Genomic DNA, 14,313 nt, shown 5'->3' on the forward strand with positions numbered 1-14,313 from the left:
TGTTGTCTTCCTAAGACCGCTTGGCCTCCGACTTAAAGAACTCCCTGAACTCACTGCACAGCTGTGCGGCAAGCGTTTTGTTGTGAGCGAGAACAAGTGTAGGCTTATTGACCTGCGCAATAACGTTTGCCATTGTAAAAGTCTTACCTGAACCTGTTACTCCCAATAATGTCTGTTCCCGAACATCATTATTGATACCATCAACAAGTGAATCAATAGCTTTAGGCTGATCACCAAGTGGTTTATATTGTGAATTAAGCTTAAATTCCTTCATGAGTTATCTACAACAACATTAAAACTAATATGGGTATATCTAGCAGAGCAGCATGGCACTACCTTTTCATCCCTAACGGTTAACTTACCATATTTTGCAAATTTAGATTTAACTTCCTTCATTATGTCAGAAGCATTTCTCTCATCAAATATTCTTAGGGAACCTAAAAAAGTTATCTTTCCCTGAGCATTCATTACAGAAATTGTATCAACAACAAAAGGCTCATTCCATTCTTTAAGAATGCTATTTGATTCATCCATTAAATCCTGTTTCATCTTTTCCTTATCAACTGGCATTCTATTCCCCCAATACATCTTAAAATATCTATCACTTATCTTATACAATAGATTATATTATTAAAATTATATTAATTAAATATTATCACTATCTTTCAGATTAGTGCAATGTTATTTAATACCAATCCAACATGAAAAAAATTCGTTCTAATTTTTCTTTAATTTTAAAGATATTTGTTTAAATTATTAAAAAAATAAAAAAAATTGTTGAGACTATAATTTAATCTCAACTAGTGACAGTAATTTTATTTCCAATGCTATTTCCATTATAACTTGAAGTTATTATATATTCACCAGACATTAAGTTAATGTTTAACTTAGCCTGACCATTGCCGTCAGTTAACCTGTTGTAGAATACGCCATTAATGTTAAATGTAACATTTTTACCGGCAAGGACTTTTCCCTGACCATCAATCAAAGTTGCAACAAATTGATCAGGAGTTCCATATTTTTTAGTTAAATCATTAGCTGATAACACCGGTAAAACTGTAATATTATTAGATGCCTCACATCCTTTGTATTCTGCAGTAATAACATAATTTCCAGGCTGTAAGTTAATATTTAATTTTGCAATTCCTGATTCATCAGTTGTACGGGTGTAAAATACACCATTAATGTTGAATGTAACATTTTCACCTGCACCAACAGGATTACCATCATCACCAATTAATTTAACAGTGTATTGAGTACCATTTTTATAATATTTGGTGATATCACGATTTTCTGTGATTCTTGAAATTACTGTAATATTATTTGTCACGTTTTCACCGGTTACTGTGTTGATGGAAGTAATTATGTATTTTCCAGGATTAAGATTAATATTCATTTTAGCTAAACCATTAGCAGCAACTGTACGGTTATAGGACATGTCATTTATAATGAATGTGACCATAGTTCCATTGGCCAGGTAATTTCCTTCATTGTCAAGGAAAGTTGCATAAAATTGTGTTTCATTTCTAAAGACTTTGACAATGTCTTTTGCATAAATGGTTGAATTGGTAGTGTTGCCTGGTACATCAGGAACATATTTATATTTTGATGCATTAAGTTTTATTTCCATTGGAGGTATAACTATCACATCACCATCACCATCGAGTTTATAACTATCACTATATCTGCTTTGTGTCCAAGCCACCTCGTTGAGTATTTTTTTCCCGTCATTGAATGCCATGGTCTGCATATAATTACAGTATGAAGTGATATAATTTGTCCGGGCATTTTTATCCTCTATTTTTTCTGCTTGTTCAATTACTTTACTCATTCCAGCAAACATATTACTTTCCGCTTCATACCAGTATGCTTTCACAGATTTACCGTAAATTTCGTAATCTCCCGGTTCCATACATCGAGTAGAAATATCCTTAAATAGATAGTAAGGGTAATTTGTATCAAAGACATCACTTTCATTTGCAGGCTGATTAGCTGCATAAGCTTCACTAACATTTATACAGTCATTGGATAATGGTACAAGAACACCAGAAATTACTGGACCTGAACTAACCCAACAAATACATGACATTTCTGCCGGAAGGTCAGGGAACACTTGTATCACATGGGCACTTAATGTTGCTTCAGTTCCAATCACACGTATATCATTTCTGCCATTCTCATCAGGACAATATTTTGTTCCTTCATACCTATTACGCACAATCTGGCTAACATCTTGTAGTGAAACGCTTTTATCTGGTGTAAAACAGAGAGGATAGACAGCTTTTTGGTCATAGTCTGCACCGAATTTTGAAGGCGCAAGAATCTGATGTCCAATCCAAGTCCTCATATGAGAGACGTCAGCGACAGTCTCTATTCCTGAATATGTGTCAAGCAAATTAACCTCATTATTTTCACCATATACCACGAAACCATTTTTCTCTGCAAGACTAATTAATTCTTTAGATATAATATATTCATCAAACTCAGATAAGTATTCTAAAGAAAATTCATTACCAAATACTGATACTTTATCAGTTGGCAACTTCACAGCAGCATACTGATGTCCGGTATACATCTCTATATACCATGCTTCACTCTGGTCGGCAATAATAGCAATATTAGACTCACTGCTACCATATTCATTAATGATTCCTAAAAGAACCTCTACACCTTCTCTGGCTGTTTTACTCTGACAAATCACAAGATCCGTAGCAGCATCTTCACAAATCCCTGTGTCGACTAATGGGTCTGCGCTTAATGCAGCCACATTTGGATATGCTGTAACAGACATGGTCATGACTACACCATATTCATTAGTACATGCAGCCGCATCAGGGCAGGGCTGATCCCAATTGTTTAATGTACTATTCATATATGGCGTCGCAGTGTATTTATAAGTAGTTTCTGGAATCTCTACTTGTACTGATCCATCAATACTTACAGGCATAGTCCGTCCGGATTCATTCTCTACTGCGGGAGTTACTGTGACATGATTTCCCCAAACTCCAGGATAATCATTTGTTCTGGCAACAATTATCGAACCATCATCACTTACATCCTGCCCTACATATACTGCAGTACATGCTGCGCAGGCCTGCATACCACACAATAACACCCCAAACAAAACTAGAATTAACAATTTTTTGGATAAAAATTTTATCTTCAACATAAAAATCCTCTAAATTATTACGATAATTAATATAAAATAATACTATATTTTTAAAACATCAGTTAATAAACAAGAATTAATCTTTTTTATTAATTATCCCATAGTTTATTTTTAATTAATAATAAAATTTTTGAAAAGAATTTGAATGTATGGAACTATTTTTTCGAAAATATCAAAACAGCACCATATTATTAATAATTAGGTTATCATTTTAAAAAAAAAGAAAAATATACTATAATTCATCTTCTGATGAATTAAAGATATAATTTTATTCCCTTAAAGCATCTGCAATGCTTTTTGCAATAGATACACGTGAAGTATCGGAAGACAGACTGTTTGTACCGATGATTTTTTCTGCACCCGCAGCATAAATTCTAACAGCACCGTTGTTTGTTAAAATTGGGTGTACACAGCATACATCAACCTTACTGGCACCATACTGTTTTAAAATGTTAATTGCATTGACAATGGTTCCTCCGGTAGCAATGATATCATCAATAATGATTGCATGCTTGCCTTTTACTGAATCAACATTTACAGTATTTTCACTTTCGCTGTCACATCTAACATCAACAATTCTTGTTTCTACTTTATCTGGCCCTAAACGAACTTTAGATAAATATGTGCAATCACAGTCAATGATTTCAGACATTTCCTGTGCAAAACCATAAGCACCCTTATCTGGAGCAATAATCAATGGTTTTTCATCTGTTTTCTTGAAATATTTTTTGTTCAAATATTCAGCTATTGCAGGCATTGCTGAAATGTTGCGTGCTTTAATGTTGAAGAAGTTTAAAACACATTTTTCATGGATATTGAATGTAATGAATTCATCAGCACCAGCAGATTCTATCAGCTGACAGATAATTTTAGCAGAAATAGCTTCACCGTCATTAAATCTTCTTTCCTGTCTGGCATATCCCATGTATGGAACAACTGCACGAACTTTTTTGGCGCCGAGTTCCTTAACAGTGGAAATTAAAAATATTAACTCCATTAAGTTTTCATCCTGTGGAAAACCAGTAGATTGAATAATAGTTACTTCATCTTCGATTTTTCCATCAATACGTAAATATTTTTCTCCGTCAGGAAATTTTTTTATTTCAACATAACATAATTCTTCCCCTAACTCCTTAGCAACATGAGCCGCTAAATCCTGAGAAGCTGAACCGCCTATAATCATAGTATCACCAAAAATTTATATATACACTAATAATTATAATTTTTGACAAATAAAAAGTTAAGTATAAAATTAATGCAACATTACATAGAATGATAATGAAACACCAATAATAGAAATGATTAATTGAATATAACCGTGTTTTTTAATCGCATTAATTGGGGCTTGAATCAGGTAAAATGGTAAAAAAAATCCAAAGAATGTGAGAATACCAACCGGAGAATGTTTTGAAAACATACTTATTATAAAACCGCCCCATGAAAGAAAAATAGTAATAATATAAGATATTAATATTGCTTTTTTGTTAATTCTAGGCTCCCCTTTTATTACCCGGACATTTGCAGGTTGAAACCCTTCAAGTAAAGGAGTGCCACATTTAGCACAGAAACGATAATCATCCTGATTTTCATATTCACAATTAGAACAAATTCTTGTCATCAATAATAAATTAATAATTAAAAATATTTAAAAGTTATTTTTTACAAAAGAAAAAGGACATGATTAAAACTTAACATGCCAAAAAATCTAAAAAAAATAAAAAAAAGAGTTAATAAGTTTTATATGCATCATATGCAGCATATAATGAATATATACCTATTATAATATATCCTATAATTCCAAGACCGAGCAAATAGAATCCAATTCTAAGAATTACATATATTATAATCATTATTATTGCCTTATTTTTATATCCGTTCATTCCTTGACCTAAACCAGGAATAATAAATGAAATAATCCCATTGACAACTGCATTCCATTCCATCACATCACCTAAAAAATCATGACATAATATAAAAATTATCTTTATATTCTGTTTAATTATTACTAAAAATAACTATTTAAATTATCTTATAAATGTAAAATACTTTAGGCAAATCACTAAAATATTATTATCAACTTACTTCCATATTATCTAATAAGAATATATATTTAAGATACTACGAGGTTTTTTCATGAAGGTTAAAGACGGCATAATCGGATTAATAATTGGTGACGCATTGGGCGTTCCTGTTGAATTCACTTCCAGAGAATCATTGAAAGAAGACCCTGTAACTGATATGGAAGGTTATGGAACTTACAATATGCCCCCAGGAACATGGTCTGATGATTCAGCACTAACAATAGCTACAATGTCAAGCATTGTAAATAAACAGACCATCGATTATGAAGACATGATGAAAGAGTTTGTATCATGGATGAAAGATGGAAAATACATGCAGTACCACGATACTTTTGATTGTGGAATAACAACAGCTTCAGGAATCCACAATTATATAAATGGAATTGAACCAGTTAACTGTGGTAAAACCAGTGAACATGACAACGGAAACGGTTCCCTAATGAGAATATTACCTCTTGCATTTATTCCATGTATTGATTATGAAAGCATTGAAAATGTATCAGGATTGACCCATGGTCATTTAAGATCCAAAATTTCATGCGTTTTATATATTGAAATAGCCAAATCAATGCTTGAAAACGATTTGTCAATTGCCGAACACATTGATTTAGCAAGCAATAAAATTAAAGAATATTATAAGGATTCCGGTGAGTTGTATCATTTCAATAGAATATTCAATAATGATTTAAACGATGAGGATACAATAAGCAGCAAGGGATATGTCATTGCCACATTTGAAAGTGTAATTTATTCACTTAAAACTACAGACAATTATAGGGATGCTGTCCTCAAGGCAGTTAATCTGGGTAATGATACAGATACTGTTGCTGCAATTTGCGGAGGATTGGCAGGAATTTATTACGGATATGATGCAATACCTATACATTGGATTGAATCAATTCCTAAAATTGACAAGGTACTTGATTTATGTGAAAGATACGAGGCGTATTGTGATGGATGTTTATGAAACTATTAAAAATATAAGAGCTAAATGTGATATTTATGTAGCTCCAGATTTGGTCGCCACAATCATTGATGAAAACAACTACATGGGAAGCAACAACTTATCAGAAACTGAAGGATACGGCATCAAGAAAGATGATTCCTATGAAGATAAGTTCATGAAAATCCTGAAAGAGGAAAATATCTTCATAAACTGTGGAATGCTTGCCTTCATCCCAATGATTAACGAATGTGATATCTTTTCTATTGTTGACGATACAATCAAAATCACACAGGAAGAGTATGATGAAAATGCAGACGAAAATGAAGTCTATTTCGGAATTTTAATTGAAAAAGATTCTTCCAACTACAGGATTGGAATGATTGATTTGTGCAACTGCAAAGTAGAATCCAGCTTTAAAGAAATTAAAAAAAGTGATGATGGATTATACAAAAGATTAGCTGAGATAATAGATGAAATTATTATCTCTTAATTAATTTTTGCTTTATACTTTCCCACATTGCCTGCTCTTCACCGCACCCAGTCATTATAACATAATCATATTTTGATTCAATAGCTAGCTCATACAGCTTATTAATTCTTTTTGACATTTCATCATAACTTAATGGATAAAATTCAGCATCAGGATATTCTTTTTTAATGATATTGTAGTATTCTTCTGCTTTTTCGATTGATTTTCTTCCAGGAACTACAATTACATGAGCAGGATTGAGGGCTTTTATTACCTTAAAGTGATCTTCGAATATGTCTTCTTCATTCTCTTCTGGAGTAGTATAGATAAATTCCAAAGGTCCGTCAATAAACTGATTCATAAACAGTGCATTAATTTTAGCTGCATCACCGTTATCACCCTGACCAAGACCAATAGTCTTATTTCCATGGTGCACAACTTCAAATCTTCCAGGAGGAATAAATGACATATCAAGATTGTCAAATACCTTATGAATGGTAGATTCAATATTATCTATTTTTGGAGTGAATGTTGCATAAGTAGTTATTGAAGCCAAAGTATTGTAAATATTGTGGAATCCGAATGGCGGAACTGTCAAATCAACATTAAAAGAAATTTGCTGGTTATTTGGATAGTTAAACAAATTACCTTCTATTGTTAAAATCCATTCTTCATTTGTAAACTCAACATTGGTCAATTTAACATTAGGTTCGGGACGTTTGAATCCGCATTCACATGAATAAACTCCCCTATGGTTCAGGAAGCGTTTTTCATAATTTAACTCCCTGCCGCATGCAGGACACTCAATAACATCCGCATCAAAAAAGTCATGGATATCATCGACTTCCAGTCCATAATAATGAACTTTAACGTCATTGCGCTTTTTATAACCTAAAAATGCAGTTCTCGGGTCATCAGTATTTGTGATGATAAAACCCTTTTGCATATTTTGTGACAATAATTCTTTAGCTTTATAGTAATCTTTAAAGGGATTTTTAACACCAGCTACCTGAGCATGCTCCGGTGAAATTGTTGTATAAACTACTCCAATCGGATCAACAACCCTTTGAACAGTATCAGGAATTCCATATTTAATATTACGGATACCGTATTCAAAAACACCAATATCTCCATTTTGTTGTATTAAAGCAGAAGCTATAGCATTAATTGTGTTACTTTCAAAACTGCTCCTGATTGGAATATCATTTGACAATAAATCAATCAAAAGAGTTGTGGTAGTTGTTTTACCATTAGTTCCTGTTAATACAATTGAACCAATAGCCAAATCATCGGATAATTCTGAAATTGCATCAATTCCTGCAACTTTTGAAAAAATTATTCCGGCAAAACTCTTCCCACTTCCAGAGCCTAACTTCGAAACAGGCCCTCCAATTTTTGCTAACGTTTTTGCAATAACTACTTTAATACTCATAATATTAAGTTATCTAACAATAATATATAATTATTACGAAAATTTAAAAAAAAATAGAAAAAATAACCAACTAGTGAGTAGTTGGATTATTTACAGATGATTGAGGAACTTTGTCAGCAACTTTTGAACCAATTTCTTTCATTTTTTCAATTAATTGGTCTTTTTTGCTTCCGCTGATTAAGATATTTTCTAAAACATCACTTAATGTTTCAGTTGGAATAATCTCAATCATTTCTTCGTATTTCTTCTCAATCATTACATCTTTTAAGTTTGATTTTGGAATAAGAACTTTTTTCATTCCAGCTTCTGCAGCAGCTTCGATTTTAGCTGTAGCACCACCGATTGGCATTACATCTCCACGAACATTTAGTGAACCTGTTAAAGCTACAGTCTGGTCAATTGGAATCTCTTCTACAGCAGATATTACAGCAGTTGCAATACTTACACTAGCTGAATCACCTTCAACTCCATCATAAGTCTGAATAAATTGAACGTGAATATCATAGTCAGACAAGTTTTTGTTAGTGTATTTTTTAATTAATGCACTTACGTTTTGAACTGATTCTGATGCAATTTCACCCAATTTACCTGTAGCGATGATTTGACCACCATTTTTAGATTGAGCAGGTGCTGCTTCAGCTGCAATTGGTGATACAATTCCACTTCTATCCCCAATTACTGCAAGTCCATTTACCAAACCTACTCTTCCACCTTCAGAATTAACCATACTGTATTCTTTTCTTTGTATGATTGATCTATCAGCTATTTGCTGTTCAAGGGTTCTTGAGAATTTTTTAGCTTCCAAAACATGTTCTGCTCTAACTAAATCTTCGCCATTTTCAATAGCTACATCACCGGAAGATCTTACCAATCCACCGAGTTCTCTTAATCTTAATGTTAATGCATTTTGTTTTCCTGATCTACGTTTTGCTTCCATAATAATTTCATCCAATGCATCCGGAGCAAAGTGAGGTATTCTTCCATCATTTTTAACTTCCTGAGCTACGAATTGTACTAATTTTTCTCTGTTTTCAGTAGTATCTTCCATATAATCTTTCATGAATACTTCGTAACCGTAACCTCTGATACGTGATCTCATTGCAATATGCATTCCTTCAAGAACCTGAATGTTACCTGAAGCCACTAAAACAAAGTCACATGGTACTGCCTGTGATCTTACCATTGCACCACTTGAGTTTTCACTCTGACCTGTGATTGAATATTGTTTTTCCTGCATTGCAGATAATAGTTCCTGTTGGGTTTTCATTGACATTGTACCTATTTCATCAATGTATAATACTCCACGATGTGCCTTATGAATCATACCTGCTTCTACACGTTCATGTGCCGGAGTTCCCAATCCTCCAGACTGGTATGGGTCGTGACGTACATCACCGAGTAATGCACCAGCATGTGCTCCTGTTGCATCCATAAATGGAGCAAATCTTTTTTCTTCATTATTAACAAGTAATTTAGGAGACATTGTATTGTTTTTTGGTTTGATTTGAATTGAAATAAGTAAAATTAATGCGGCTGCAATAATGGATTCCAAGATTCTTCCATAGAAAAATCCAATAATCAAAATTCCACCAATAGCCAATGTAGTAATAAGGGTTTTACGTTCTTCACTACCCTTAACAGAACCTCTTGTTGCTTTAACTATCTTTTTACCTTCTCCAGCAGGTACGGTTCTTACTAATGGATGATTGTTATCCTCCATATTAGGATAAATTAATACATCTTGTAAAGTTTCATGCGGTAATATTTGAGCCATTCCTTTTGCAAGCATTGATTTTCCCACACCAGGATCTCCTATTAACAAAATATTTCTTCTTTGTTTTGCTGCTTTTTTAATTGTTTCAATGGACTCTTCATGTCCTATAACTTGGTCAATTAATAATGGAGGAACATCAATGTCTTCTGAACTTTTGATATTATCGTAATCCAACATAGGTTTAGTTTCTTCATCATCACTTAGCTGAGCGACTTCTGGTTCTAAAACAACCTCATCAGAAGAATTATCAATTGGCTCTTGTTCATCAAATTTCATTAAAAAACCTCACTATCTATAATAAAAAAAATTCAACATTATATAACATTTTCCTACTACTAAATATATTAACTTTCTTATATATAAAAAGTTTTCTATTTTAGTAAACTAAAGTTAGAAAAATAAATTATTTAAATCTTCACATAGAAAGTAACTATAATTAAATTTAAAAAAATTAAAGTGATATTTTATGGCAAAATGTATAATGGTTCAGGGAACCTCATCAAATGCAGGAAAAAGTATGCTTGTTGCAGCCTTATGTAGAATCTATAAAAACCGAGGATATAAAGTAGCTCCATTTAAATCTCAAAATATGTCCTTAAATTCATATACCACCTTTGAAAACGGAGAAATTGGAATAGCACAGATGCTGCAGGCAGAAGCTGCAATGGTTGAGCCAAGCATTCACATGAATCCAGTATTGCTCAAGCCAAAGGGAGATTTCACATCCAACGTCATAATTCAGGGAAAATCCATTGGAGACATGAATTTCTACGATTACCAGCACAAATACCATGATGATGCATTCAATGCCATGAAAGAAAGCTTTGATATACTATCCAAAGAATATGACATAATCGTTATTGAAGGAGCAGGCTCTCCGGCAGAAATTAACATGCGAGACCAGGATATTGCAAATATGGAAATTGCCCATATGGCTGATGCCAATGTTATTTTAATAGCAGACATTGAAATGGGAGGCGTCTTTGCAGCCATTGCCGGGACATATGTGCTTCTTGATGATTATGACAGATCACGTTTAAAGGCAACAGTAATCAACAAGTTCAGAGGAAACCTTGACATCCTAAAACCAGGACTTGACAGAATTGAAGAGATAACTGGCGAACCTGTTTTAGGTGTTCTTCCATATGATGAAACATTGAGATTGCCCGAAGAGGATTCAGCATCACTTACAACCCATAACTTTGATGATGACAAGGAAATTATGATCGGAGTTATCAGACTTCCAAAAATAGCCAATTTTACAGACATCGACCCCTTTGAAGCTGAAAACGATGTCGGAATAAAGATGATTGGAATAAATGATAATATTGGTGATGTTGATGCAATAATTATTCCTGGAACCCGTAACTCCACACAGGATGTCTATGAACTATGGCAAAGCGGTCTTGCAGATAAAATAATTGAAAAAGCTTCTGAAATACCAGTAATCGGAATCTGCGGAGGATTTCAGATATTAGGTGATGAGATTATTGATGAAGCCAAAAAGGAATCAAAACAGGGGACAATCAAAGGCCTTGGTCTTCTTCCAATAACATCAGAGTTTGAACGTTCGGATAAAATCGTCACACAATCAGAAGCCATTATTCCGAATAATCTGGAAGGAATAGCAGGCGAAATATTTAAAAATATAGTTGGCGAAAGCGTTACCGGCTATGAAATCCACGAAGGAACCAGTACACTTAATGAATGTGGAGCTCTTTTAGAAATCAAAAAGGGTCAGGGCAATGATGAAAACGGATTAGTAGACGGAGCATCATATAAAAATGTATTTGCAACATACTTCCACGGAATATTCAATAATTACAATTTCAGAAGAGAGTTTTTAAACTACATCAGAACCAAAAAAGGTCTTGAAATACAGAAAGGGGAAGACCCATATGAAGCTCAAAAAAATTACTCAATAAACAAACTGGCTCAAATTGTTGAAGAAAACCTTGACATGGACATTATTGATGAATTGATTTTCAAACAATAATTAATTTATATATGAAAAAAACATAAATAATAGTAATAATTATAATGGAGATTTTAATTATGATTGTAAATGTAAAAGCAACTAACAAAATAAATGGTGAAGTAATTTCATACAAATTAGAAGGCGAAGGATTTTCCGGATTTTTATGTGACGGAACCCACATGCAAGAAGTAGCTGATAACAAAATCAGAGAAGTCAACAACAATTTAATCTTACAAGGCTCACCTATATACACAATCAAATCCGGTGAAAGTGCTAAAATTGAAGCTATGACCTTTGACATTGAAATTAACGCTGAATAGATTTTGTTCAGCTCTTTTTTTACTCTTTTTTTACTTAACTTTTTTTATATATTATAAATACTATCACATCCAAATATTCTATCATGGCTAATGATAATATTGAATTAATGACTGGAAAACCTGAAACTGCAATAAGAAAATTAGCTGTTCCAATTATGATTTCAATGATTTTAACTGCAACATACAATATCATTGACGGTATTTGGGTAGCGGGCTTGGGTCAGGAGGCTATTGCAGGAATCGGTTTTGTAACACCAATATTTATGGTGCTTAACGGTGCAAGCGTAGGGCTTGGAAACGGTGCAACAAGTAGTATAAGTCGTTTTATTGGTGCCAAAAATCATGAAAAGGCCAACCAGTCAGCAACACACTCATTAATCATATTCGTAGCCGCTTCAATTATATTATCATTATTTTTTATATTATTCCAGGACATGATTTTAAGCAGTTATGGAGCATCAGGCCAAACCCTTGTTGAAGCTGATGCATACTCAACTCCACTCTTTTTAGGACTTATTGCATTGATGCTGTCAAACGGTTCAAGCGGAATTCTTCGTGGAGAAGGAGACATGAAAAGAGCAATGTATGCCGTTATTGTTACAGTCATATTGAATGCTATTTTAGATCCAATTTTTATCTACACATTGGGCTTAGGCTCTGCCGGAGCATCTCTTGCAACAATATTTAGTGCTGCAATAGCTGCTTCAGTAATTCTGTACTGGATTTTAATTAAGAAAGACACTTACGTTCATGTTACACTTAAGGGATTCAAGTTTGACAAAAAGATGTCAAGAGACATTTTAAAGGTAGGTATTCCATCCTCTCTTGATATGATGCTTATGGCCATTGCAATGTCAATCTATCTGTTGATGATTTCACAGGTCGGCGGAGATTATGCCATTGCAACATTCTCATCAGGCCAAAGATTGTTCCTCTTTGCAATAATGCCACTTACAGCTATTGGATCTGCTGTTGTAGCAGTAGCCGGAAGTAATTATGGCGCCAGAAACGGTGAATATCTATCAAGAACACACCAATACGGTTCAAAGCTTGGAATCGCACTTGGATTTTTAATAAGTACACTTATCGTGGTATTTGCAACACCTCTTGCTACAATGTTTGCATATACTCCTGAAACCGCCAATTTAATTCCTGGAATTGCCGAATATTTACAGATTGTCTGTCCCTGCCTGACATTTATCGGTATAGGTATAGCATCAAGCTTTTTCTATCAGGGAATCGGAAAGGGAATATACAGCCTATTCTTTACACTTTTAAGGGAAATTCTTTTAGCCGCTCCATTGGCTTATTTTTTGGCAATAACTTTAAACTGGGGAATAATAGGAATATGGGTAGCACTCAGTGTAGGAAAAGGTTTAGCAAGTATTATAAACTATATCTTTGCCAGATATGAAATTAAAAGAATCAGGAAAAGGTTCGGCAATTAACTATTTGCCTCATTTCTCCATTTGAAATACATGATAAGAGAATTGGCTAAATAAATAATACACATGAATAAAATAGCTACAGTTCCATCGCCATTTAAAAAAGCATAAATCCATAATCCCAAATTGATAATGTTGACAATAATCCACAAAAGCCATTGCTCAGCATACATTTTAATAGAGATATACATTCCAACAACAGCAACAACAGTGCCTAAGGCATCTACAAACGGCAGGTTTCCATTCAGTATTTGAAGAATGAGTCCATAGACCATTGTCATTACAAAGACTAATCCCAAAAGTATTAGCGTATTTTTCCGGGATAAGCTCTTTTTATAAACTTCCTTGGTATCCGGATTCATATTCTTCTGCCAGACATAGAATCCGTAAAACTGCATCGGCAGATAATATAAAACATTTAACATTAAGATTCCATAGTATCTGGCATTATATGCAATGAGCGCATAGGTAATAATATGAATTATTGCAAAAAAATAAGTTAACAGTTTGCCTTTGCCTGCAAAAATAACGCATATTATTCCAGTTACTGCGGCAATAAGACCTAAATAATCTTCACCTAAAGCAAAAGTTATAATTGTAATACCAATTGTGGCTATTAACAGCCAGACGATTTCCCAGCTTTTCCATCCGGAGAATTCATTTTTTAAAAAATCATTCATAAAATCACATATACTAATC

The 14,313-nt window shown here is 33.5% G+C and carries 13 protein-coding genes and 1 pseudogene; 5 read left to right on the top strand and 9 right to left on the bottom strand.

What is annotated here, in order from left to right:
- Positions 1-22: 22 nt before the first annotated feature.
- From ACKI5C_RS02620 to ACKI5C_RS02645, 6 genes and pseudogenes are all read right to left on the bottom strand, one after another.
- Positions 23-274, bottom strand: a pseudogene (locus ACKI5C_RS02620) (DEAD/DEAH box helicase family protein); the annotation flags it as partial.
- The gene (locus tag ACKI5C_RS02625) at positions 271-570 is read right to left on the bottom strand and encodes a hypothetical protein (protein ID WP_296799076.1); all 300 of its coding nucleotides are present in this window, start codon (positions 568-570) and stop codon (positions 271-273) included. The pseudogene ACKI5C_RS02620 and the gene ACKI5C_RS02625, both read right to left, overlap by 4 nt.
- Before the next feature lie 226 nt (positions 571-796).
- A complete protein-coding gene (locus tag ACKI5C_RS02630; RefSeq protein ID WP_407431712.1) occupies positions 797-3,100 on the bottom strand; it encodes a C69 family dipeptidase in 2,304 nt (767 codons plus the stop codon).
- 337 nt (positions 3,101-3,437) lie between these two features.
- Positions 3,438-4,352, bottom strand: coding sequence for a ribose-phosphate diphosphokinase (locus ACKI5C_RS02635; RefSeq protein ID WP_407431678.1), 915 nt, complete (start codon positions 4,350-4,352; stop codon positions 3,438-3,440).
- Between the two features lie 69 nt (positions 4,353-4,421).
- Entirely contained in the window at positions 4,422-4,787 is a 366-nt protein-coding gene (locus ACKI5C_RS02640) for a zinc-ribbon domain-containing protein (protein WP_407431679.1), read from the bottom strand.
- 109 nt (positions 4,788-4,896) lie between these two features.
- Positions 4,897-5,112, bottom strand: coding sequence for a hypothetical protein (locus tag ACKI5C_RS02645; protein ID WP_407431680.1), 216 nt, complete (start codon positions 5,110-5,112; stop codon positions 4,897-4,899).
- Positions 5,113-5,302: 190 nt separating this feature from the next.
- On the opposite strand from ACKI5C_RS02645, the gene ACKI5C_RS02650 reads away from it, so the two are divergent.
- Positions 5,303-6,217, top strand: a complete 915-nt coding sequence (locus ACKI5C_RS02650) for an ADP-ribosylglycohydrolase family protein (protein WP_407431681.1) — start codon at positions 5,303-5,305, stop codon at positions 6,215-6,217.
- Complete coding sequence (locus ACKI5C_RS02655; RefSeq protein ID WP_407431682.1) at positions 6,204-6,686, top strand: hypothetical protein; 483 nt, start codon at positions 6,204-6,206, stop codon at positions 6,684-6,686. The genes ACKI5C_RS02650 and ACKI5C_RS02655 overlap by 14 nt, the downstream gene beginning before the upstream one ends.
- Here ACKI5C_RS02655 and ACKI5C_RS02660 read toward each other — a convergent pair.
- Both ACKI5C_RS02660 and lonB read right to left on the bottom strand, forming a co-directional pair.
- Entirely contained in the window at positions 6,676-8,097 is a 1,422-nt protein-coding gene (locus tag ACKI5C_RS02660) for a Mur ligase family protein (protein ID WP_407431683.1), read from the bottom strand. The genes ACKI5C_RS02655 and ACKI5C_RS02660 overlap by 11 nt on opposite strands.
- Positions 8,098-8,167: 70 nt before the next feature.
- Entirely contained in the window at positions 8,168-10,048 is a 1,881-nt protein-coding gene (lonB, locus tag ACKI5C_RS02665) for an ATP-dependent protease LonB (protein WP_407431713.1), read from the bottom strand.
- 289 nt (positions 10,049-10,337) lie between these two features.
- Here lonB and cobQ point away from each other — a divergent pair, with 289 nt between their 5' ends.
- The 3 genes from cobQ (at position 10,338) to ACKI5C_RS02680 (ending at position 13,617) form a co-directional block, all read left to right on the top strand.
- Positions 10,338-11,867, top strand: a complete 1,530-nt coding sequence (cobQ, locus tag ACKI5C_RS02670) for a cobyric acid synthase CobQ (RefSeq protein WP_407431684.1) — start codon at positions 10,338-10,340, stop codon at positions 11,865-11,867.
- Between the two features lie 44 nt (positions 11,868-11,911).
- Positions 11,912-12,169: a hypothetical protein gene (locus tag ACKI5C_RS02675; RefSeq protein WP_407431685.1), complete on the top strand. Its 258-nt coding sequence runs from the start codon at positions 11,912-11,914 to the stop codon at positions 12,167-12,169.
- An 83-nt stretch (positions 12,170-12,252) separates the two neighbouring features.
- Positions 12,253-13,617 (top strand): MATE family efflux transporter, encoded by a 1,365-nt coding sequence (locus ACKI5C_RS02680; protein WP_407431686.1) that lies wholly within the window; start codon positions 12,253-12,255, stop codon positions 13,615-13,617.
- Here the strand turns inward: ACKI5C_RS02680 and pnuC are convergent.
- Entirely contained in the window at positions 13,614-14,294 is a 681-nt protein-coding gene (gene pnuC, locus ACKI5C_RS02685) for a nicotinamide riboside transporter PnuC (RefSeq protein WP_407431687.1), read from the bottom strand. The genes ACKI5C_RS02680 and pnuC overlap by 4 nt on opposite strands.
- Positions 14,295-14,313 lie beyond the last annotated feature (19 nt).

Source organism: Methanobrevibacter sp. (genome assembly GCF_045646045.1).
In the GTDB taxonomy this organism is placed as follows: domain Archaea; phylum Methanobacteriota; class Methanobacteria; order Methanobacteriales; family Methanobacteriaceae; genus Methanocatella.